We start from the raw sequence: 23453 nt of genomic DNA on the forward strand, positions 1-23453 counted from the left end.
CGCTTGCCCTCCCCACGATCCTCCAGGTGAATCCATGATCGGTCGTATCCCCGTGCTCGACGTCCGACCGCTCGTCGAGGGCGGACGCCGCCCCGCGAAGGCGGTGGTCGGCGAGTCCTTCGAGGTCTCGGCGACGGTCTTCAGGGAGGGGCAGGATGCGGTCGGCGCCAATGTGGTGCTGCGCGGACCCGCCGGCCGTGCCGGACCGTGGACCCCGATGCAGGAGTTGGCGCCCGGCACCGACCGCTGGGGCGCCCAGGTCGTCCCGGACACCGAGGGCAGATGGACGTACAGCGTGGAAGCCTGGTCGGACCCGCTCACCGCATGGCGAAGAACGGCCGAGGTGAAGATCCCGGCAGGCGTCGACGCCGAGTTGACGTGCCTGGAGGGCGCCGAGGTGCACGAGCGCGCCGCCGCCGGCGTACCGAAACGGGACGGCAGGGCCGTCGTCCTCGATGTCGTCGACGCGCTGCGCGACCCGACGCACCCGCCGCACGAGCGTCTGGCGGCGGCGCTCTCCCCCGAGGTCGCGGCGGTACTCGCACGCTTCCCGTTGCGCGAGCTCGTCACCTCCTCCGCCGCGCTCACCCTTCAAGTGGAGCGCGAGCGCGCCCTCTTCGGCTCCTGGTACGAGATGTTCCCCCGCTCCGAGGGCGCCGTCGTCACGGAGGGCGCCCCGCCCGTGAGCGGCACCCTCCGCACCGCCGCCGAACGCCTCGACACCCTCGCGGCGATGGGCTTCGATGTCGTCTACCTCCCGCCGATCCATCCGATCGGCACCACGCACCGCAAGGGCGCGGGGAACGCTCTCGAGGCCGGCCCGTACGACGTCGGGTGCCCGTGGGCGATCGGCTCGGCGGAGGGCGGCCACGACGCCGTCCACCCGGAGCTCGGCACCCTCGCCGACTTCGACCGCTTCGTCGCGAAGGCGCGTTCGCTGCGCATGGAGGTCGCCCTCGACTTCGCGCTCCAGTGCTCACCCGACCACCCCTGGGTCGAGAAGCACCCGGAGTGGTTCCGCCACCGTCCGGACGGCTCGATCGCGCACGCGGAGAACCCGCCCAAGAAGTACGAGGACATCTACCCGCTCTGCTTCGACGACCACCCGTCGGCCTTCGACGGCATCGTCCGCGAGACGCTCCGCGTCCTCCGCTTCTGGATGGGCCGCGGCGTGCGGATCTTCCGCGTGGACAACCCGCACACCAAGCCCGTCGTCTTCTGGGAGAAGGTGCTCGGCGAGGTGGGCCGCACCGACCCCGACGTCGTCTTCCTCGCCGAGGCGTTCACCCGCCCCGCGATGGTGCGCACGCTCGCCGGTATCGGCTTCCAGCAGTCGTACACGTACTTCACCTGGCGCAACTCCAAACAGGAACTGACGGAGTACCTCACCGAGCTCACCACGGAGACCGCCGCGTACCTGCGCCCCAACCTCTTCGTGAACACCCCGGACATCCTCCACGCCTACCTCCGCGACGGCGGACCCGCCGCCTTCGCCACCCGCGCGGTGCTGGCGGCGACGCTCTCCCCTTCCTGGGGGATGTACGCGGGGTTCGAGCTCTGCGAGGCGGAGGCGGCGCACGACGGGAGCGAGGAGTACGCCGACTCGGAGAAGTACCAACTCCGGCCCCGCGACTGGGCGGCGGCCGAGCGCGAGGGCCGCTCGCTCCGCGGCCTCGTCACCCTGCTCAACCGGCTGCGCCGGCGCCACCCCGCGCTCCAGCGCCTTCGCAACCTGCGCTTCCACTCCACGGGCAACGACCAGGTGCTGGCGTACTCCAAGCACTGCGAGGACCCGTACGCGGACACGGTGCTCGTCGTGGTCAACCTCGATCCGCACCACACCCACGAGGCGACGGTGTCGTTGGACAGCACGGACCTTGCAACGTTCGGCCTGAGTGCCGCTCAACTGAGCGGGTCCGAGTCTTTCCCGGTGCGCGACGAGCTCACCGGCGAGACCTACCACTGGGGCAGGGCCAACTATGTCCGCCTGCGGCCGGGGGGTGATTCCCCCGCTGCGGCGCACATCCTCACCCTGCGACCGTCCTCACCGATCGGAGGGTCACCCAATGACCGTCAATGAGCCCGTCCCCGACACCTTCGAGGACACCCCCGCGGGGAAGCTCGACCCGGAGTGGTTCAAACGCGCCGTCTTCTACGAGGTACTGGTCCGCTCCTTCCAGGACAGCGACGGAGACGGGATCGGTGACCTCAAGGGGATCACCGCGAGGCTCGACTACCTGCAGTGGCTCGGTGTCGACTGCCTCTGGCTGCCGCCGTTCTTCAAGTCCCCGCTGAAGGACGGCGGTTACGACGTCTCGGACTACACCGCCGTCCTGCCGGAGTTCGGGGACCTCGCCGAGTTCGTCGAGTTCGTCGACGCGGCGCACCAGCGCGGCATGCGCGTCATCATCGACTTCGTCATGAACCACACGAGCGACCAGCACCCGTGGTTCCAGGAGTCGCGGCGCGACCCCGCGGGCCCCTACGGCGACTACTACGTCTGGGCCGACGACGACAAGCAGTACCAGGACGCGCGCATCATCTTCGTCGACACCGAGGTCTCCAACTGGACCTTCGACCCGCTGCGCAAGCAGTACTACTGGCACCGCTTCTTCTCGCACCAGCCCGACCTCAACTACGAGAACCCGCGCGTCCAGGACGAGATGATCTCGGCGCTGCGCTTCTGGCTCGACCTCGGCATCGACGGGTTCCGCCTCGACGCCGTCCCCTACCTCTACGCCGAGGAGGGCACCAACTGCGAGAACCTCCCCGCGTCGCACGCCTTCCTCAAGCGCGTACGCCGCGAGATCGACGCGCAGTACCCGGACACCGTCCTCCTCGCCGAGGCGAACCAGTGGCCCGAGGACGTCGTCGACTACTTCGGGGACTACGAGCGCGGCGGCGACGAGTGCCACATGGCGTTCCACTTCCCCGTGATGCCGCGGATCTTCATGGCCGTCCGCCGCGAGTCCCGCTACCCCGTCTCCGAGATCCTCGCCAAGACGCCGTCGATCCCCTCGGGGTGCCAGTGGGGCATCTTCCTGCGCAACCACGACGAGCTGACCCTGGAGATGGTCACCGACGAGGAGCGCGACTACATGTACGCGGAGTACGCCAAGGACCCGCGGATGCGCGCCAACATCGGCATCCGCCGCCGGCTCGCCCCGCTCCTCGACAACGACCGCAAGCAGATCGAACTCTTCACCGGGCTCCTCCTCTCCCTCCCCGGGTCGCCGATCCTGTACTACGGCGACGAGATCGGCATGGGCGACAACATCTGGCTCGGCGACCGCGACGCGGTGCGCACGCCGATGCAGTGGACACCGGACCGCAACGCCGGCTTCTCCTCGTGCGACCCCGGCCGCCTCTTCCTCCCGACGATCATGGACCCGGTCCACGGGTACCAGGTCACCAACGTCGAGGCCGCGATGAGCTCCCCCAGCTCCCTGCTCCACTGGACGCGGCGGATGCTCGAGATCCGCCGGCAGAACCCCGCCTTCGGGCTGGGGAGTTACGCAGAGCTCAGCTCCAGCAACCCGGCGGTCCTCGCGTTCCTCCGCGAGGTGCGCCTCCCGGAGGGCGGGGACGACGTGGTGATGTGCGTGCACAACTTCTCGCGCTTCCCGCAACCGACCGAGCTGGACCTCGCCGAGTTCACCGGCCGGGTCCCGGTGGAGCTGATCGGCGGCGTCCGCTTCCCGCCCGTCGGCGAACTGCCCTACCTCCTCACTCTCGCGGGCCACGGCTTCTACTGGTTCCGGCTCCGCAAGGACGTCTGACGCGACGTCCTCCCGCACCCCCGCTCGCGCAGGAGAGCCGAGCGGGGGCGCGCGCACCCGGCGCGGGTCCTGGCAGAAAACCCACGAAGTTGCTCGACACGGACCGCGCACCCGAGCATCCCTCTCCGTCATCCGAGAGACTCTGCGTACCTTTCGTGTGCCCGGGGAAAGGACGCCATGTCGGACAGCTCCTCGCCCCTGGCCGCGGGCCGGGCGAGTGCACCCACCCACGCGGGCGGTACGGCGCTGCTCGCCTCGCTCTCGCCCCTCCTCACCGAATGGCTGCCGATACAGCGATGGTTCGCCGGCGGGGGGCGCGACCTCGCCGGGCTCTCGCTCGTCGCCTCCGTGGAGTTGCTCCCCACGCTCGGCTCCGGGCCCGGACTCCTCCACCTGCTGGTCCGCGCCTGGCACACCGACTCGCCCGCGCTCGCCGCGCACCCGGAGAGCGGCGGTCCGGGCGCCGCCGCCGGTGAACACCCCGCCGACTGCTACCAGTTGCTCCTCGGCGTACGGCCCCGCCTCCCCGAGGAGCTGGCGCACGCCCTCGTCGGGCGGCCGCGCTCGGGGCCGCTGCGCGGTCGCGCCGTCTACGAGGCGCTGCTCGATCCCCGCCTCGCGTCCGTCCTGCTGGAGCGGCTGCGTACGCCGGGGAGCCTCGGCCCGCTCCGCTTCACCAGAGTGCCGCACACGGACATCGCCGACGGCCTGACGCCGCGCCCGCTCGCCGCCGAGCAGTCCAACTCCTCCGTGATCTACGGGCGTTCGCACATCCTGAAGCTCTTCCGCCGGGTCGAGCGAGGCGTCAACCCGGACCTCGAACTCTCCCTCGCCCTCGCCCGCCACGGCTGCGACCGCGTCCCGGCGCCGACTGCGTGGTTCGAGGCCACGCCCCGCACGCCGCCCCGCACCGGGTGCACGCCCGCGGCGCCGGAGTCCCGAGCGCCCCGTACGCGCCGGGCGGCTCCGGCACCCACCGCAGCCGAACCGCGGGCCACCGAAGACACCCTGACGCTCGGCGTCCTCCAGCCGTTCTTCCCCGAGGCGGTCGACGGGTGGCAGCTCGCGCTCCGCTCGCTCGGCGAAGGCCGCCACTTCACCGCGCAGGCGCACGCGCTGGGGCGCACCACCGCGCAGGTGCACCGGACCCTCGCCGAGGCGCTCCCCACGAAGGCGCTCGACAGCGGCGACCTGGAGGAGGCCGCGGCCGGCATGACCGCCCGGCTGGAGTCGACGACCGCGGCCGTACCGGCCCTGCGCCCGTACCGCGCCCGCCTGTTGGGCACCTTCCGCGCACTCTCCCGGCTCGGCAGCGACGGCAGGCGGCGCCGGGCCCAGCGCGTCCACGGGGACCTCCACCTCGGACAGGTCCTCCAGGGCCCGGAGGGCGACTGGTCGCTCATCGACTTCGAGGGCGAGCCGGCCCGCCCCCTCGCCGAGCGGTGCCATCCGCAGCCGGCCGTCCGCGACGTCGCCGGGATACTGCGCTCCTTCGACTACGCCTCCTACCGGCCGGGCGCCCGCTCCGCCGACGACCCGTGGGCGCGGAGCTGGGCCGAGGCCGCGCGCGGTGCCTACTGCGAAGGCTACGCCGAGTCGGCCGGCAGCGATCCGCGGGACGACGCGGTGCTGCTGCGCGCGTACGAGACCGACAAGGCCGTCTACGAGGTGCGCTACGAGGCACGCCACCGCCCGAGTTGGCTGCCCGTTCCGCTCTCCGCCGTCCGCAGGCTCGCCGCTCCCATGACCGAGGCCCGCGGCTGAACCGCACCGCAGCAGCGCGGCCTCCGACCGCCCCAGAAAGGCACCGCCGTGACGACGAGCAACCCGCTCCGCCCCGCCCCCGTCCCGCCGCAGCACCCCGCACCGCGCTGCGCCGTCCTACCGGCACCACCGCTCCCCGAGGCGGACCGCAGACGCCTCCTCGACGGGACGCACCACGACCCGCACGCGCATCTGGGCGCGCACCCGACCGGCGCGGGCGTCGTCTTCCGCGCCTTGCGCCCCTTCGCGCGCGCGGTCGCCGTCCTCCTCGACGGAGCGCGGGCCGAACTCGTCGACGACGGCGACGGGTTCTTCGCCGCCACCGTCCCGCTGAAGCCGATGAGCGGCCGGGACCGCCCCACCGTCCCGCCGTACGAGCTGCTCGTCCGCTACGGCGCCGAGCCCGGACGGGACGAGCTGCGGACGGCCGATCCGTACCGGTTCCTGCCCGCGCTGGGCGAGTTCGACCTCCACCTCGTCGCGGAGGGGCGGCACGAGGAGCTGTGGCGGGCGCTCGGGGCGCACCCGATGACGGTCGCGGGCGTCGTCGGCACGCGGTTCACGGTGTGGGCGCCGAACGCCCGAGGGGTGCGCGTCACCGGGGACTTCAACTGCTGGGACGGGACGGCGCTCCCCATGCGCTCCCTCGGTGCGACCGGCGTGTGGGAGCTCTTCGTGCCCCGCGTGGGCGCCGGCGCACGGTACAAGTTCGAGATCGCGGGGCCCGACGGCAGCCGCTCGCTGCGCGCCGACCCCATGGCGCGGCGTACCGAGTGCCCGCCGGCGACGGCGTCGGTCGTCGAGACCTCGACGTACGAGTGGCAGGACGGCGCATGGCTCGCCGCCCGCGCGGGGCGCAGCCACCACGACGCGCCGCTCTCCGTCTACGAGGTGCATCTCCCCTCGTGGCGGCCCGGCCTCGGCTACCGGCAGCTCGCGGAGGAACTGCCGGCCTACGTCAAGGAGTCGGGGTTCACCCACGTCGAGTTGATGCCGGTGGCCGAGCATCCCTTCGGCGGCTCCTGGGGCTACCAGATCACCGGCTTCTACGCGCCCACCGCCCGCCTGGGGACGCCCGACGACTTCCGGTGCCTCGTCGACGCGCTGCACCGCGAGGGCATCGGCGTCCTCATGGACTGGGTCCCCGCGCACTTTCCCAAGGACGACTGGGCGCTTGCCCGGTTCGACGGCACCCCGCTCTACGAGCCCGCGGATCCGCGCAGGGCCGAGCACCCCGACTGGGGCACCCTGGAGTTCGACCACGGCCGCCGCGAGGTGCGGAACTTCCTCGTCGCCAACGCGGTCTACTGGTGCGAGGAGTTCCACATCGACGGCCTGCGCGTGGACGCCGTCGCCTCGATGCTCTACCTCGACTACTCGCGGCCGGAGGGCGGGTGGACCCCGAACGCCTTCGGCGGCCGGGAGAACCTCGACGCCGTCGCCTTCCTCCAGGAGATGAACGCGACCGTCCACCGCCGCTGCCCCGGCGTGCTCACCGCGGCGGAGGAGTCCACGGCCTGGGACGGTGTGACGCGGCGGACCGACGAGATGGGCCGGAGCGGCTTCGGCGGGCTCGGGTTCGGCTTCAAGTGGAACATGGGCTGGATGCACGACACCCTCGCCTACCTCGCCGAGGAGCCCGTCCACCGCCGCTGGCACCACCACGACATGACGTTCGCGATGGTCTACGCGTACTCGGAGAACTACATCCTCCCGATCTCCCACGACGAGGTCGTCCACGGCAAGCGGTCGCTCGCCTCGAAGCCGCCGGGCGACTGGTGGCAGCGGCGCGCCTCGCACCGCGCGTACCTCGGCTTCACGTGGGCCCATCCGGGAAAGCAACTCCTCTTCATGGGGCAGGAGTTCGCCCAGGGCGCCGAGTGGTCGCACGAGCACGGACCCGACTGGTGGCTGCTCGACCCCGGCTACCCGGCGGAGCCGGACCACCGCGGAGTCCGCGACCTGGTACGGGAGTTGAATGCCGAGTACCGCGACGCACCCGCCCTCTGGCAGCGGGACACCGACCCGGCGGGGTTCCGCTGGGTCGAGGCGGACGCCGCGGACGACAACGTCTTCGCCTTCCTCCGCTTCGACGCGGACGGCGCTCCGCTCCTCGCCGTGAGCAACTTCTCGCCCGTCGTACGCGAGGGGTACCGGCTCGGCGTACCGCCAGCGGCGGCGTCCTGGCGCGAGGTGCTCAACACCGACGCCGAGCGGTTCGGCGGCAGCGGCGTCCGCGCTTCGGGCCCGCTGACGGCCGAGCCGGTCGCCGCGCACGGGCTGGAACGCTCACTCCGCCCGACGCTGCCCCCGCTCGCCACCGTCTGGTTCCGACCGGCCGGCTGAGCGCGTACGGGGAGGAGTCGGGTCTGCGGCACTCGTGCGAGGAGAACCGCGCACGTCAGGGGGGCGCGGCCCGGCCGGGCCGCGCCCCCCTGGCACGTCAGGCGTCAGCTCCTGGCCGCGCCCTCCGACTGCGCCGGGACGGTGCCGCCCGTCGAGGAGGCCGCTTCCGCGGGCGGCGCGTCCTCCGGGTCGGCGTCGGCTTCGGCGAGGGAGCGCTCGTCGAACGGGTGCTGCCCGCTGAGGACTTCGCCGACGCGGTCCCTGTCGATCTCCTTCGTCCAGGTGCCGATGAGGACGGTGGCGACGGCGTTGCCCGCGAAGTTGGTGAGGGCGCGGGCCTCGCTCATGAAGCGGTCGATGCCGACGATCAGCCCCACACCGTCGACGAGTTCGGGGCGGTGCGAGTTGAGGCCGCCCGCGAGGGTCGCCAGGCCGGCGCCCGTGACACCCGCCGCGCCCTTGGAGGCGACGATCATGAAGACGAGCAGCGAGATCTGCTCACCGAGCCCGAGCGGGCTGCCCATCGCCTCGGCGACGAAGAGGGAGGCCATCGTCAGGTAGATCGCCGTACCGTCGAGGTTGAAGGAGTACCCCGTCGGGACGGTGATGCCGACGACCGGCTTGCTGACGCCGAGGTGCTCCATCTTCGCGATCAGACGCGGCAGCGCCGACTCCGAGGAGGAGGTCGAGAGGATCAGCAGCAGCTCGCGCCCCAGGTACTTGAGGAGCGCGAAGACGTTGACGCCCGTGCAGACCTTCAGGATCACCCCGAGCACGAGGAAGACGAAGAGGAAACAGGTGACGTAGAAACCGATCATGATCACGGCGAGCGATTTCAGCGCGTCGAGACCGGTCTCCCCGACCACCGCCGCCATGGCGCCGAAAGCCCCCACGGGCGCGGCCCACATGATCATCGCCAGCACCCGGAAGACGAGCTTCTGGATGTGGCCGATCCCCTTGATGATCGGCTCGCCCGCGCGGCCCATCGCCTGCAGGGCGAAGCCGACGAGCAGCGCGATCAGCAGCGTCTGGAGCACCTCGCCCTCGGTGAAGGCGGAGACGAAGCTCGTCGGGATGATGCCGAGCAGGAAGTCGGTCATCCCCTCGCCGCCGTCCTCGGCCTGCGAGGCGCCGGCGTCCCGCGTCGCGGCGTCGAGGTGCATGCCGTGGCCCGGCTCCAGGACGTTGCCCACGACCAGACCGATCACGAGCGCGACGATCGACATCACCATGAAGTAGCCGATGGCGATGCCGCCCACGGCACCGACCTTCGCGGCCTTCCGCACCGACCCCACGCCGAGCACGATGGTGCAGAAGATCACAGGCGAGATCATCATCTTGATGAGCGCGACGAAGCCCTCACCGATGGGCTTCAGCTCCTTGGCGGCGTCGGGCGCCACGAGACCGAGCGTCACGCCGACCACCACGGCCAGGATCACGGCTATGTAGAGGTAGTGCGTACGGTCCCGCCGCTGCGGCGGTGACTGCTCAGGTGTCTTCTTCGACACGTCGGCTCCTCGTCAATCCTTCAATAGCGACTCCGACTCGTACCGAGTCCCGGTGACTATCCAACGGCTCGTGCGCGACGTCACGCTTCTGTGCATTACGTGCATGAAAAATCTGTAGGCAGACTTGGCGGGTGCGCACCGTGTTCCGACTCCTCGACCGCCTGCCCAGGCGAAGCGGGCGGCCCCGCAGCCTCGCCGGGCAGCTCTTCGCGATGCAGGTGGTCCTCGTCGGCCTGGTGGTCGCCGCGTGCGCGGTCTTCACGTACCTCAGCGACCGGGTCCAGGCCGAGGACGACGCCAGGCACCGGGCCTCCGCCACCGCCTCCTCCGTCGCCGACTCGCCCTCGGTGCTCGGCGCGATCGGCGGGAGCAACCCGTCGGCGCAGCTCCAGCCGTACGCCGAGCAGGTCCGGAAGGACACGGGCGTCACCTTCGTCACGATCATGGATGCGGAAGGCGTCCGCTGGACGCACCCCGACACGGCGCAGATCGGCAAGCCCTTCCTCGGCCACACCGAGAAGGCGCGGGGCGGCCGCGTCTTCACCGAGGAGTACGAGGGGACGCTGGGTCCTTCCGTCCGCGCGGTCGCCCCGATCAGGGCCGACGACGGGGGCGCGGGGACGCGGGTCGTGGGGTTCGTCTCCGCGGGGATCACGGTCGACGCGATCAGCGAGGAGCTCCGCAGGCAGCTCGTCGTGCTGCTGCTCTTCGCCGCGGCGGCGCTGGCGCTCGGCGGCGTCGGCACGTACCTCGTCAACCGCCGGCTCCGCCGCCACACCCGCGGCATGAACGCGGCCGAGCTCAACCGGATGCACGACTACCACGAGGCGGCCCTGCACGCCGTCCGCGAGGGCCTGTTGATGCTCGACGGCACCCGCAGGGTCGCCCTCATCAACGACGGCGCCCGTACGCTCCTCGGGCTCCGCGACGTCGAGGTGCTCGGCCGGGGCGCGGACCAACTGGGGCTGCCGCGGCGGCTGGCGGGTGCGCTCCTCTCCTCCGAACCGCGGGTCGACGAGGTGCACCTGACGGCGGACCGGGTCGTCGTCGTCAACACCTCGCCCGTCGCGGGCGGGGAGCGCAGGGGCACCGTGGTGACGCTCCGGGACCACACGGAAATCCAGTCGCTGGCAGGCGAGTTGGACTCGGCGCGCGGCCTCGCCGAGGCGCTCAGGGCCCAGGCGCACGAGGCGGCCAACCGCCTCCACACCGTCGTCTCCCTCGTCGAACTGGGACGCACCGAGGAGGCGGTGGAGTTCGCCACCGAGGAGTTGGAGCTCGCGCAGGAGCTCACCGACCAGGTCGTCGCAGCCGTCTCGGAACCGGTGCTCGCCGCGCTGCTGCTGGGGAAGGCGGCGCAAGCCAACGAGCACGGCGTCGAGTTGGTGCTCACCCCCGACAGCGGGGTGCACGACGGGCTGCTCCCCGACGAGCTGCCGGCGCGCGATCTCGTCACCGTCCTCGGCAACCTCATCGACAACGCGGTGGAGGCGGCGGTCGGCTCCGGGGCCGCGCGCGGGGACGCGAGCCCGCCGCGCGTCACGGTGACGGTGCGGCTCTCGGCGGCGGAGCCGGGCGGAGGGCCGCCCGAGTTCCTCGTGCGCGTCCACGACACCGGGCCCGGGCTGCCCGTGAGCGGCGAGGCGGTCTTCGAGCACGGGTGGTCCACGAAGACGCAGGGCGGCAGGCACGGCGCCGGCCGCGGCATCGGTCTCGCGCTGGTGCGGCAGGCGGCGCTGCGGCACGGGGGCAGCGTCGCCGCCGCCGAAGGTCCTGGCGGCGGCGCGGAGTTCACCGTACGGCTGCCGATCCGGAACGCGGAGGTGCCCGCATGAGCCCTTCCGTCGAGGACGCGCTGCGGGTGCTCGTCGTCGAGGACGATCCCGTGGCCGCCGACGCGCACGCGCTCTACGTCTCGCGGGTGCCCGGCTTCGCCGTCGCCGGGATCGCGCACACCGCGCTGGAGGCGTTCCACGCGGTGGAGCGGCACCGCGTCGACCTTCTCCTGCTCGACCTCTACCTGCCCGAAGGCGGGGGCGCGGCCTCCAGGGGCGGCGAGGTCACCGGGGACGCCGGGGACACCGCCACGCCGACGGGGCTCGCGCTGCTGCGGCGGCTGCGCAGCGCCGGGCGGACGACCGACGTTTTCGCCGTGACGTCGGCCCGGGACCTGACGGTGGTCAGGGAGGGCGTCTCGCTCGGGGTCGTGCAGCACGTACTGAAACCGTTCACCTTCCGGACGCTGCGGGAACGGCTGCTCCAGTACGAGCGGTACAAGGCGACGGAGGCCGCTGCGGGCAGCGAGGTGCGCAGCCAGGCGGAGGTGGACAGGGCGATGGCGGTGCTGCGTACGCCGAAGCGGGCCGTGCCGCCGAAGGGGATGAGCGCCGCCACGCTCGACCGCGTCGTCTCCGAGCTGCGGGAGGCGGACGACGGGCTCACCGCGGCGTCCGCCGCCGAGCGCATCGGCGTCAACCGGATCACGGCGCGCCGGTACCTGGAACACCTGGTGGAGGCGGGACGGGCGCGCAGGGCCCCGCTCTACGGGCAGGTGGGGCGGCCCGAGTACTGCTACACCTGGCGCGACTGATCCCGACGGCCGCGTCCCGCGAGGCGGTTGGCCGCCGATGTTCTCGGTGTCCGCGATCAGACGCCGCCGGGCCGCACGACCACCGGAAACACCGCGCCGGCCGGCTCGGGCGGAGCAGGGCGCGGCAAAGTCGTAGGAAGGTTTCCTATCCTTTCTATTGTCTGGACCAATCCGGGGTCGCTACGGTGCCGAGCACCCACAACTGGACTCCAGAACGGGAGAGTTGCTGTGCGCCCCCACACCCCTTCGCACCGCAGAACAGCCCCCCGCACCCGCCGCAGGCTCGCCCTCGGCCTCGCCGGCGCGCTCACCGCGGCCGGCGCCCTCGCCGCCACCGCGCAGGCGGCGCCGGGCGAGGACGCCCCCGCCGCCGCGCCCAGCGGAGCCAGCGGCCCCTACCTGTACCTGGGCTGGGGCAACCCGCCGGACGCCGCCGCCTTCATGGCGGAGACCGGCACCGAACAACTGACGATGGCCTTCATCCTCTCGGACGGCGGCTGCTCGCCGGCCTGGGACGGCCAGCGCCCGCTGGAGGGCGGCCAGGACCAGCAGACGATCGAAGCGATCCAGGCGGCGGGCGGCGACGTCACACCGTCGATCGGCGGCTGGAGCGGCAACAAGCTCGGCGAAGCCTGCGGCAGCGCCGAGGAGTTGGCCGGCGCCTACCAGCAGGTGATCGACGCCTACGGGCTCGACTCGATCGACATCGACATCGAGGCGAGCGAGGTCGAGTCCGGGGAGGTCAGGCAGCGCGTCGTCGACGCACTCAAGATCGTCAAGGACCGGAACGAGGGCATCAAGGTCTACGTCACCTTCGGCACCGCGCCCAGCGGCCCCATCGAGGCCGGCCAGGACCTCATCAACAAGGGGGCCGCCGCAGGGCTCGACGTCGACGGCTGGACGGTGATGCCGTTCGACTTCGGCGACGGCACGACGGACATGGCCGCCGCCACCAAGTCGGCGGTCGACGGGCTCGCCGGACGGGTCGCCGACGCGTACGGGATCTCCGAGGCGGAGGCGTACGCGAAGTCCGGCTTCTCCTCGATGAACGGCCACACCGACGTCGAGGGCGAGGTCGTCTCGGCTGCCGACTTCCAGGAGATGGTCGACTACGCCAAGGAGCACAACCTGGCCCGCGTCAGCTTCTGGGCCGTCAACCGGGACCGCGCCTGCGAGGGCGGCGGTGCCCCCGGCGACTCCTGCGGCGGTATCGACCAGCAGGAGTGGGAGTTCTCCAAGATCCTCGCCGGGTACGGGAATTGAGCACGCCAGGGAGATGAGTCCGACGCCCTGACGGGTCGGGCCCGGCGAGAACGGAGCGAGGGCGCGTGCACCGGCTCGGTGCACGCGCCCTCGTCGTTCGTGCGCTCGGCGTCCGCCGATGTCCCCGGGCGGGCCGACGGCAGGCGCGTCGGCCCTCCCGCCCGCGTCGCCGCCGACGGGAGGGGCCGGTGCGTCAGCCTCGCGCCGAGCGGCGCTTCCGGGTGACGGCGAGCAGGACGCCGCCGATGATCACGACGGCCGCGGCGATGCCGGCGAGCATCGGGGTGGAGTTGGAGGAGCCGGTCTCGGCGAGGTCGGCGGAGTCGCCGCCCTGCTGCGGCGCCGCGGCGGGGGCGCTGCTGCTCGGCTGCTCGCTCGCCGGCGGGGCCGGGGCCTCGGAGGACGGCGGCGTGCTCGGGTTTTCGGTCTCGGACGGCGTCGGGGCCGGCGGCTCGGTCTCCTCGCAGGCCGGGGCCGTCTTCTCCTCGTCACGGGAGAACTTGTCGTCGTCGCCCGCGTTGACGACGAGGCGGACGGTCACCTCGTCCTTGTGCTCGGGCAGGTCGAGCTTCTTGTGGAACTCGCGCTTGAAGGTCTGCTCGGCGAGGAGGTCCTTGCCGTCCACCGTGATCTTCACGGTGTTGTCGACCTGCTCGTTGTAGTTGGTCAGGTCGACGGAGACCGTCGAGCAGTCCACGTCGAAGCCCGGGCTGTGCGCCTGGGCGGGAGCAGCGGCTATCGCGGTGCCGAGGAAAGCCGTCGCCCCCATCGCCGCGATGGCGGCGGAGCGCTGCCACCTCTTCCTCACTGCTGTCATCGTTTTCCTTCCGGGTAATTTCCTGCCGCACGGGGAAAGACGCGGCCGAGGGAGCACGCTACTCCCGCGCGCAACGCGGGACACACCGACCCGGGAGTTCCAACTCCCCCTGGCGCCGGAGCATTTCGAGATCACGCGCGGACCGGTGGCTTGCTGGCGGTGCGCACTTTCCCCACCGGCGGAAAGTTCTCCGCAGCGGTCGGGCCGCGGAAAGAGCAAAGAATTCACCAAGATTCTGGATCACTTCGCCGGACGATCTTCCGCGGTGCGCCGGAATGCCACCACCGAGAGCGACCGATGCCCTTGCGACGTACGGGAATTGCGTGTCGGCCAGCACAATACGGCAGCCGCGCCCCCGCCGCCCCGCAGAATCGTCACAACCCCGTCACAGTGCCTCCAGAGGAGGTTCAACGCGACGCACAACGAGGGGAGTTGGCCGCAAGGAACCTCGCCGGGCTCGCGACGGTCGTGAGAAACCCGGCCGCGGGCCAGGGCAGCGGGCGTCAGGAACGCCCCGCGACCGGCACTCCAAGTGCCCTGCACACACGCGCCCTCGGACACTCCCGCACGCGCACCAGGCGACCGGGCCCCTTCCCCCTCCGACCCCCACGCATCGCAAGCCGCTCACCGCCCTCGCGACGGCCGGGCTCCCGCCTCAGAAGACGGCTTCGGTCTCGTCCATCCGGTACTGGGGCACGTGCTTGAGCTCGGTGACCGCGTCGGCGAGCGGCGCCATCACGATCTCCGTGCCGCGCAGCGCCGTCATCTGCCCGAAGTCGCCGCGGTGCGCGGCCTCGACGGCGTGCCAGCCGAAGCGGGTGGCGAGGACCCGGTCGTACGCGGTGGGCGTGCCGCCGCGCTGGACGTGGCCGAGGATCACCGGCTTCGCCTCCTTGCCGAGGCGGTGCTCCAGCTCGACGGCGAGCTGGTTGCCGATCCCGGTGAACCGCTCGTGGCCGTACTGGTCGATGGTGCCCTTCTCGTAGGGCATCGAGCCGGCGGCGGGACGGGCCCCCTCGGCGACGCAGATGATCGCGAACTTCTTGTTCCGCGCGAACCGCTCCTCGATCATCTTCGCCAACTCGTCGATCTCGAAGGGCCGTTCGGGGACGCAGATGCCGTGCGCGCCGCCCGCCATGCCGGCCTCCATCGCGATCCAGCCGGCGTGCCGCCCCATCACCTCGACGACCATGACGCGCTGATGGGACTCGGCCGTGGTCTTCAGCCGGTCGAGGGCCTCGGTCGCCACCGTGACGGCCGTGTCGAAGCCGAAGGTGCGGTCGGTCGCCGAGATGTCGTTGTCGATCGTCTTCGGTACGCCGACGACCGGGAGCCCCGCCTCGGCGAGCAGCCGCGCGGCCGTGAGCGTGCCCTCGCCGCCGATCGGGATGAGCGCGTCGAGCCCGAGGCGCGCCACCAGCTCCTCGGAGTTGTCGCAGGCGTCCCGCAGCCGCCCCTGCTCCAGCCGGGCCGAGCCGAGGATGGTGCCGCCCCTGGCGAGGATGCCGCTGACCGAGTTGATGTCGAGCGTGCGGTAGCGGCCGTCGAGCAGGCCCTTGAACCCGTCCTCGAAGCCGATCACCTCGTCGCCGCGGTCGTGCACGGCGCGGTGGACGAGGGACCGGATGACGGCGTTGAGACCAGGGCAGTCACCGCCGGCGGTGAGGACTCCGATGCGCATGGGGTTAGCTTCTCCTGCTCGCTGTGGGCCCGCTGAGACGGGCCGCTGTACTGCTGTTCCGCTGGTACTGCTTTTCCATGTGAGCCATGTGAGCCGGTGCGATTGTTTCACGTCTTGAACCCATCGGCACCGCCCGTCCCGGTCCCTGGACCCGTCCGCGCACCTGAGCGCAGGCCCGCACGGATCGACTGCGCGCGCGGAGGGATCGCACCCGAAGGTATGGTCGAGAAGCAGGGAGGCAGTGCGGAGGCACGCCTGCACACCCGCGAGCGCGCCTGCGCGGAAGTGCAGCTCGGGGCCGCCGGACGGCGCACGTCCGCGCCCGGAGCCGCGCCGGGACGGGCGGCGTGCGTACGGTCGGACCTGCCGACGGACGGAGCCCACGGGCAGGAGGGAGCCACCGCGTGACGCGCAGCGTGTACATCTCCGGAATCGGCCGGAGCGACGGCCGCCAGGTCGTCGAACTCGGCCTGATGGAGCTGCTTTCGCGGCAGGTCGACCGCGTCGGGATCTTCCGCCCGCTCGCCCACGAGGGCCCCGACCGGATCTGCGAACTGCTGCGCGCCCGCTACCGGCTCACCCAGCCCGCCGCCTCCGTCTTCGGGCTCCGCTACGAGGACGCTGCCGAGATCCAGGCGAACCGCGGCACCGACGAACTCGTCTCCCGGCTCGTGGAGCGCTACCACCAGGTCGCCATGGAGTACGAGGCGGTCCTCGTCCTCGGCACCGACTACGCGGAGACGGGCCTCCCCGCCGAACTGGCGCTCAACGCGCGGCTCGCCAACGAGTTCGGCGCCTCCCTCGTCCCCGTCGTCGCCGCCCGCGACCAGGGCCCGGAGTCGGCCGTCGCCGAGCTCCGGAACGCGCACGAGGCGTACGCCTCGCTCGGCACCGACATCAGCGCCCTCGTCGCCAACCGCGTCCTCGACGACGCCACCCGGCACGCCCTGCGCGACCTCGGCGAGCACCTGCCCTGCCCGCTCTACGTCCTCCCCGAGGAGCCCGCGCTCAGCGCGCCCACCATCTCCCAGGTCCGCGAGGCGCTCGACGCGGACGTGGTCCTCGGCGACCCGGCGGGCCTCGCGCGCGACGTCCGCGACTACGTCTTCGGCGGCGCCCATCTCCCCGCCTTCCTCCCCGCGTTGACCGAGAGCTGCCTCGTCGTGACGCCAGGGGACCGCGCCGACCTCGTCATGGGGGCGCTCGCCGCGCACGCCGCGGGATCGCCGCCGATAGCGGGCGTGCTCCTCACCCTCGGCCACCGCCCCGACGACCAGGTCCTCGCGCTCGCCTCCCGACTGGCGCCGGGGACGCCGCTGCTCTCCGTCCCCGAGAGCTCCTTCCCCACCGCGTACGAACTCTTCGGCCTCGAAGGCGAGTTGACGTCGACCACACCGCGCAAGGCCGAGGTGGCGCTCGGGCTCTTCGAGAACCACGTCGACACGAGGGAGCTCACCCGGCTCCTCTCCGTCGGACGCAGCTCCCGCGTCACCCCGCTGATGTTCGAGCACGAACTGGTGGAGCGGTCGCGCGCCGCGCGCCGGCACATCGTCCTTCCCGAGGGCGCGGAGGAGCGGGTGCTCCGCGCCGCCGAAGTGCTGCTGCGGCGCGGCGTCTGCGACCTGACGCTCCTCGGCGACCCGGTGGAGGTCCGCAAGGTCGCCGCCGAACTCGGCATCTCGCTGCGGCTGTTGTCGGACGGCGAGCCGGCCGAACCCGGCGGCCCCGTGGCCCGCGTCGTCGACCCCCAGGCGTCGCCGCTGCGGGACGAGTTCGCCGAGTCGTACGCGCGGCTGCGCGCGCACAAGGGCGTCACCTACGAACTCGCCAGGGACATCGTCACCGACGTCACCTACTTCGGCACCCTCATGGTCGAGCACGGCCTCGCCGACGGCATGGTCTCGGGCGCCGCGCACTCCACGGCCGCCACGATCCGCCCGGCGTTCGAGGTGATCCGCACCAAGCCGGACGCGGCCGTCGTCTCGTCTGTCTTCTTCATGTGCCTCGCCGACCGCGTCCTCGTCTACGGGGACTGCGCCGTCGTACCCGACCCGGACGCCGAGCAGTTGGCCGACATAGCGATCCAGTCGGCGCAGACGGCGCAGCGGTTCGGCGTGGAGCCGCGGATCGCGCTGCTCTCGTACTCGACGGGGAGTTCGGGCTCGGGTGCCGACGTCGAGAAGGTGCGGACGGCCACCGAGCTGGTGCACGACCGTCGTCCCGACCTCCTCGCCGAGGGCCCGATCCAGTACGACGCGGCCGTCGACCCGACGGTCGCCGCCGCCAAGCTCCCCGGCTCGCACGTCGCGGGGCGCGCGACGGTCCTCGTCTTTCCCGACCTCAACACCGGCAACAACACCTACAAGGCCGTGCAGCGCTCGGCCGGCGCCGTCGCCGTCGGCCCGGTGCTCCAGGGTCTGCGCAAGCCCGTCAACGACCTCTCTCGGGGAGCGCTCGTGCAGGACATCGTCAACACCGTCGCGATCACGGCCGTGCAGGCGCAGACGCAGAGCGCCCTGCCGCCGGAGCCGGAGGAGGCAGCGCCGTGACCGCCGCCACGCGGGTGCTGGTGCTCAACTCCGGTTCCTCCTCCGTCAAGTACCAGCTCCTCGACATGGCCGAGGGCGTCCGCATCGCCACGGGGCTCGTGGAGCGGATCGGCGAGCGGGAGTCCCGCCTGGAGCACGTGCCGCGGCTCTCCGGCACGGGGGCCCGCGAGCGGCACACCCGCGTCGCCGACCACGACGAGGCGCTGGCGGCCGTCGCCGACGAGCTGGCAGCCGACGGATACGGCCTCGACTCGCCCCAACTCGCCGCCGTCGGGCACCGCGTGGTCCACGGCGGCCTCCGCTTCACCGAGCCGACGCTCGTCGACGACGCGGTGCTCGCGGAGATCGAGCGGCTCGTGCCCGTCGCGCCGCTGCACAACCCGGCGAACCTCACCGGCATCGAGACGGCCCGCCGGCTGCGCCCCGACGTTCCGCAGGTGGCCGTCTTCGACACCGCCTTCCACTCCGCCATGCCGGAGGAGGCGGCCCGGTACGCGATCGACGTGCGCACGGCCGACGCGCACCGCGTCCGCCGCTACGGCTTCCACGGCACCTCGCACGAGTACGTCGCCCGCCGCACCGCCGACCTCCTCGGCACGGAGCCGGAGGAGACCAACACGATCGTGCTCCACCTCGGCAACGGCGCCTCGGCCTCCGCCGTCTCCGGCGGGCGCTGCCTGGACACCTCGATGGGTCTCACCCCGCTGGAGGGCCTCGTGATGGGGACGCGCTCCGGCGACGTCGATCCGGCCGTCGTCTTCCACCTCCACCGGGTCGCGGGGATGTCGCTCGACGAGATCGACACCCTCCTCAACCGGGACAGCGGGCTGCGGGGCCTCTGCGGCGAGAACGACATGCGGCAGATACGCAAGCGTCGGACCGAGGGCGACGCCGCGGCGCAGCTCGCGTTCGACATCTACATACACCGGTTGAAGAAGTACATCGGCGCGTACTTCGCCGTCCTCGGCCGTGTCGACGCGCTCGTCTTCACCGCGGGCGTCGGGGAGAACTCGGCCGACGTGCGCGCAGCGGCCGTGGCCGGGCTCGACGGCTTCGGGCTCGCCGTGGACCCGGAGTTGAACACCGCGGACGCCTCGGGGCCGCGGCTCGTCTCGCCGCCGGACGCGGGGGTGGCCGTGGGGGTCGTACCGACCGACGAGGAATGGGAGATAGCCCGTCAGACCTACGCGCTCGTCACCGCCTGAGGCGGTGCGCGCCCTCGCCCCCATTCGTTCCGAACATAAACAAAACGATAGGATCGCCCTCATGCGCCGTTCCAAAATCGTCTGTACGCTCGGGCCAGCCGTCGACTCCTACGAGCAGTTGAAGATGCTCGCCGAGGCCGGAATGAACGTGGCCCGTTTCAACATGAGCCACGGTTCGCACTCCGAGCACCAGGAGCGGTACAACCGCCTCCGCAAGGTCTCGGAGGAGTCAGGACGCGCCATCGGCGTCCTCGCCGACCTTCAGGGCCCGAAGATCCGGCTGGAGACCTTCGCCGACGGGCCGGTCGAGCTCGTGCGCGGCGAGGAGTTCACCATCACGACGGAGGACGTCGCCGGTGACAAGAGCATCTGCGGCACCACCTACAAGGGCCTCCCCGGCGACGTCGCCAAGGGGGACCCGGTCCTCATCAACGACGGGAACGTCGCGCTCCAGGTCACCTCGGTCGAGGGCCCGCGGGTGCACACCATCGTGATCGAGGGCGGCGTCGTCTCCGACCACAAGGGCATCAACCTGCCGGGCGCCGCCGTCAACGTCCCCGCGCTGAGCGACAAGGACGTCGAGGACCTGCGGTTCGCGCTGCAGATGGGGTGCGACCTCGTCGCCCTCTCCTTCGTGCGCGACGCCGCGGACGTGCGCGACGTCCACCAGGTCATGGACGAGGTGGGGCGGCGCGTCCCGGTGATCGCGAAGGTCGAGAAGCCGCAGGCGGTCGCGAACATGGAGCAGATCGTCGCCGCCTTCGACGGCGTGATGGTGGCGCGCGGCGACCTCGCGGTGGAGTACCCGCTCGAGCGGGTGCCGATGGTGCAGAAGCGCCTCGTCGAGCTCTGCCGCCGGAACGCGAAGCCCGTGATCGTCGCGACCCAGATGATGGAGTCGATGATCACCAACTCCCGCCCGACGCGCGCCGAGGCGAGCGACGTCGCCAACGCGATCCTCGACGGCGCCGACGCGGTGATGCTCTCCGCGGAGTCCTCGGTCGGCCAGTACCCGATCGAGACGGTGAAGACGATGTCGAAGATCGTCGGAGCCGCCGAGGGCGAGCTGCTCTCGCGCGGCCTCCAACCGCTCGTGCCGGGCAAGAAGCCGCGCACGCAGGGCGGTTCCGTCGCGCGCGCCGCCGCCGAGATGGCCGACTTCCTCGACGCCAAGGTCCTCGTCGCCTTCACCAAGTCCGGTGACACGGCGCGGCGCCTGAGCCGCTACCGCGCACGCCAGCCCATCCTCGCCTTCACGACCGACGCGTCGACGGGCAACCAACTCACTCTCTCCTGGGGCGTCGAGGCGCACGTCGTCCCGCACGTCGACCACACGGACGAGATGGTCGACCTCGTCGACGCCGAGCTGCTGAAGATGGGCCGCTTGCAGCAGGGCGACACGATGCTGATCACCGCGGGGTCGCCCCCCGGCGTCCCCGGCACGACCAACATGGTCCGCGTCCACCACCTCGGCAACAGCGGCAACTGACGTACGGGCCCCCGCCGTCCCCTGCACGCACTGGAGCCGGGGCCGCGCAAGGGCCGCCCGTCGAGGCCCGGCGCTTCCTGCGTGCGCCGGGCCCCGACTTGTCTCGGCACGGGCGCATCGGCAACTCCGCCGGCTTCACGGGGAGTCGCACCACGTGTGCGTGACCGGGTCCCCCCGGGTGCGGCCGCACCGAGAGGTCTCGCCATGCGCCGTCCGCTCGTCGCCGGCGGGACGCCCTTCCCCGTCCTCGGGCTCTCTGCCCGCCGGATCCCACCTGCGTGCGCCAGGCCCCCGACGCGCCGGGGCCCTGGCGCACGCGGCGTGCGCCAGGGCCCCGGCGGTGTGCGGCTCCCGGAAGGTACGGGTCAGGTGATGGACTGCTGGAGCCCCGGCACGGTGAGGGTGCCTCCGAACTGCGCGGCCTGCTTCACCGTCACCTTGGTGAAGTACGCCTCGGGGATGTTGAGCGGCGGCGGGTGCTCCGGGTCGAAGGTGATCGGGATGAGCCCGAAGAGGTTCCCCTTCAGCTCCTCGGTGTACATGGTGACCTGACCGTCATCGATCGTCGAGGTCGATCCCTCGGCCGCCTGCACGTGGTACTTGGTGCCGTCGGCGCCCTCGACGATCTGGTGGAGGTCGCCGATCTCCAGGCCCTTGGCGGTGAACTTCAGCGCCTGCTTCGTCTTCCCGCCGGCCGTGCGGATGTTGACGACGCCCTCGTAGTCGAGGCCGTGCAGGGTCAGCGAGGTGGCCTCCAGCGTCCATGGGTCGTCGGGAACGGCCGCGGGCGTCTGCTCGTCCTCGCCCTCGTCCTTCTTCTCCTCGACGCACGGGAAGGGCTGCTTGCCGTTGGCGTCACGGCCGTTCTCGTCGAGCTCGGGGGCCTTCCCGCCGCCGGAGTCGCCGGCGTCGGCGTCCTCGCCCGCCTCGCTCTCGCCGTTCTCGCCTTCCTTGCCTTCCTTGCCGTTCTCCGAGCCGGTCTCGCCGTTCCCGGAGCCCTTCTCGTCGTCCTCGCCGGACTTCGCGGCCTTCTTCGCCTTGGCGACCGCCGCCTCGGCCTCGTCCAGCGCCTTCTCCGCCTTCTCCTTGGCGTCGTCCGCCTGCTTCTGGAGCTTCTTCAAGAGCGGGTCGGTCTCGGTGGGCGCCGACTCGTTTTCGGCCTCGCCGTCCTCGGCCGACTCATCGGACTCCGCCGCCTTCTCCTCCTTCGGCGTGAAGAGATCCTTGAGCTTCTCGCCGAGCCCCAGCGGGTCGAGCGGGTTCTTCGGCTTCTCCTCCTCGGGCGCTTCGCCCTCGTCGGTACCGGAGTCGGCGTCCTCGCCGTCCTCGCCCTGCTGCTTCTTCTTCTCGGCCGCGTACTTCTTGGCCGCCTTCTCGGCGCCCTCGACGGCCTTCGTGGCGCGCTCCTTGGCGTCCTCGGCGGCCTGCTCGACGGCCGTCGTCGCCTTCTCGCCCGCCTCAGCCGCGGAATCCCCGCCCTGCTCCAGGGCCTTGCCGGGGTCGTCGGCAGCCGAGCCCTTCTCGGTGGCCTTCTCGTCCTCCTGCCCCTTGTCGGGCATCGAGACGCAAGGGCCGTCCCTGAAGGGGTTCTTGGGGATCGGCTTCGCGTTGGCGAACTGGGGTGTGACGCCCATGCCCAGGAGGACCGTGGGCATCGCCGCCAGAGCTATCGCCTTGCCCGCCGGCATGTGCAGCCGGGTCAGCAGCGGCTTGCGCGGCAGAGCATGCCGGGGGCCGGTTCCGCCGCGGCCGGCGGGTGCGGATGCCGCACCTCCGCCTGCCTCCTCGTGCACCTCGTCACCCGGCACGGTGCCTCCCGTTCCCCATCGCGTCGGCCCCCGCGGCGGGGGCCACTCCAGAGACTGCTGTGCTCGTTCCGGGGCCCTCGGCGTCCGGGCCCTGTTGCGGTCGCTCGGCGCGGGACGCGCCCTCGGCTCCGTGGGCCTGCGCGGGGCGCGGGGCCGCCGTGGCGTCAGGGTCCTCGCCGCTCTCGCCCGTACCGGGCTGCTCCGGCGGCTGCGGCTTGCCCGGTGCCCAGGAGACGCCCAACGCGCCGCCTATCAGACCGAGAAGAAAACCGATCAGGAACGCGCCCACGTTCGAGACGACCAGCGAGACCAGCGACAGCAGGATCGCGGCGACGCCGGCGAAGACCCTGGAGTGCGGCTGGAACCACATGGTGAGGCCGAGGACGACCAGCAGCACGCCGATGATCAGCGAACCGGCCCCCGCCGTCGTCGACATACGGATCGTCAACGAGCCCAGTGTGAGGTTCTGGTAGGGGATGTACATGATCGGAATGCCGGCGAGCAGCGTCAGCAGCCCTCCCCAGAACGGGCGCTTGCCGCGCCAGTTCCGGAACGAACGGCGCTTCCGGCCGAATCCGGTCATCAGCCTCTGTCGCGTATCGGCGTCGCTCATGTCGTAGGGCTCCTTGAACTGGCGCAAAAACGTACTGGGTG

The 23453-nt window shown here is 71.9% G+C and carries 15 protein-coding genes; 10 read left to right on the forward strand and 5 right to left on the reverse strand.

Translation table 11 applies throughout. The features are described 5' to 3' along the window. Positions 1-34 precede the first annotated feature (34 nt). The 4 genes from UWG_RS0111320 (at position 35) to glgB (ending at position 7889) form a co-directional block, all read left to right on the forward strand. Positions 35-2080 carry an alpha-1,4-glucan--maltose-1-phosphate maltosyltransferase gene (locus UWG_RS0111320; protein WP_016907324.1) on the forward strand — a complete coding sequence of 682 codons (2046 nt, stop codon included), beginning with the start codon at positions 35-37 and terminating at the stop codon, positions 2078-2080. After that, a complete protein-coding gene (gene treS / locus UWG_RS0111325; protein ID WP_016907325.1) occupies positions 2067-3779 on the forward strand; it encodes a maltose alpha-D-glucosyltransferase in 1713 nt (570 codons plus the stop codon). The genes UWG_RS0111320 and treS overlap by 14 nt, the downstream gene beginning before the upstream one ends. Before the next feature lie 177 nt (positions 3780-3956). Further along, positions 3957-5543 (forward strand): maltokinase N-terminal cap-like domain-containing protein, encoded by a 1587-nt coding sequence (locus tag UWG_RS29855; protein WP_016907326.1) that lies wholly within the window; start codon positions 3957-3959, stop codon positions 5541-5543. 48 nt (positions 5544-5591) lie between these two features. Next, on the forward strand, positions 5592-7889 hold the full coding sequence (gene glgB, locus UWG_RS0111335) for a 1,4-alpha-glucan branching enzyme (RefSeq protein WP_016907327.1): 2298 nt from the start codon (positions 5592-5594) through the stop codon (positions 7887-7889). 104 nt (positions 7890-7993) lie between these two features. Here the strand turns inward: glgB and UWG_RS0111340 are convergent, their stop codons facing one another. Then, positions 7994-9397: a C4-dicarboxylate transporter DctA gene (locus UWG_RS0111340; RefSeq protein ID WP_016907328.1), complete on the reverse strand. Its 1404-nt coding sequence runs from the start codon at positions 9395-9397 to the stop codon at positions 7994-7996. Between the two features lie 131 nt (positions 9398-9528). Between UWG_RS0111340 and UWG_RS0111345 the strand changes: the two genes are divergently transcribed. The 3 genes from UWG_RS0111345 (at position 9529) to UWG_RS0111355 (ending at position 13250) form a co-directional block, all read left to right on the forward strand. Further along, a complete protein-coding gene (locus UWG_RS0111345) occupies positions 9529-11232 on the forward strand; it encodes a sensor histidine kinase (protein ID WP_016907329.1) in 1704 nt (567 codons plus the stop codon). Beyond that, the gene (locus UWG_RS0111350) at positions 11229-11987 is read left to right on the forward strand and encodes a response regulator (RefSeq protein ID WP_016907330.1); all 759 of its coding nucleotides are present in this window, start codon (positions 11229-11231) and stop codon (positions 11985-11987) included. The genes UWG_RS0111345 and UWG_RS0111350 overlap by 4 nt, the downstream gene beginning before the upstream one ends. Before the next feature lie 228 nt (positions 11988-12215). After that, complete coding sequence (locus tag UWG_RS0111355) at positions 12216-13250, forward strand: chitinase (RefSeq protein ID WP_016907331.1); 1035 nt, start codon at positions 12216-12218, stop codon at positions 13248-13250. Between the two features lie 193 nt (positions 13251-13443). On the opposite strand, the gene UWG_RS0111360 is transcribed toward UWG_RS0111355, so the two are convergent. After that, entirely contained in the window at positions 13444-14067 is a 624-nt protein-coding gene (locus UWG_RS0111360; RefSeq protein WP_029391359.1) for an LAETG motif-containing sortase-dependent surface protein, read from the reverse strand. A gap of 655 nt (positions 14068-14722) precedes the next feature. After that, positions 14723-15748 carry a 6-phosphofructokinase gene (locus tag UWG_RS0111365; protein WP_016907333.1) on the reverse strand — a complete coding sequence of 342 codons (1026 nt, stop codon included), beginning with the start codon at positions 15746-15748 and terminating at the stop codon, positions 14723-14725. A 404-nt stretch (positions 15749-16152) separates the two neighbouring features. Here UWG_RS0111365 and pta point away from each other — a divergent pair, with 404 nt between their 5' ends. From pta to pyk, 3 genes are all read left to right on the forward strand, one after another. Beyond that, positions 16153-18297 (forward strand): phosphate acetyltransferase, encoded by a 2145-nt coding sequence (gene pta / locus UWG_RS0111375; protein ID WP_016907335.1) that lies wholly within the window; start codon positions 16153-16155, stop codon positions 18295-18297. Then, a complete protein-coding gene (locus UWG_RS0111380; protein ID WP_016907336.1) occupies positions 18294-19502 on the forward strand; it encodes an acetate kinase in 1209 nt (402 codons plus the stop codon). The genes pta and UWG_RS0111380 overlap by 4 nt, the downstream gene beginning before the upstream one ends. A 61-nt stretch (positions 19503-19563) precedes the next feature. Beyond that, complete coding sequence (gene pyk / locus UWG_RS0111385; RefSeq protein WP_016907337.1) at positions 19564-20991, forward strand: pyruvate kinase; 1428 nt, start codon at positions 19564-19566, stop codon at positions 20989-20991. A gap of 365 nt (positions 20992-21356) precedes the next feature. Here the strand turns inward: pyk and UWG_RS0111390 are convergent, their stop codons facing one another. Together UWG_RS0111390 and UWG_RS0111395 are read right to left on the reverse strand one after the other, a co-directional pair. After that, positions 21357-22799, reverse strand: coding sequence for a hypothetical protein (locus tag UWG_RS0111390; protein WP_016907338.1), 1443 nt, complete (start codon positions 22797-22799; stop codon positions 21357-21359). After that, positions 22789-23412, reverse strand: a complete 624-nt coding sequence (locus tag UWG_RS0111395; protein WP_016907339.1) for a DUF6114 domain-containing protein — start codon at positions 23410-23412, stop codon at positions 22789-22791. Before UWG_RS0111395 ends, UWG_RS0111390 begins: the two co-directional genes overlap by 11 nt. Positions 23413-23453 lie beyond the last annotated feature (41 nt).

Source organism: Streptomyces xiaopingdaonensis (assembly GCF_000262345.1).
Lineage (GTDB): Bacteria > Actinomycetota > Actinomycetes > Streptomycetales > Streptomycetaceae > Streptomyces > Streptomyces xiaopingdaonensis.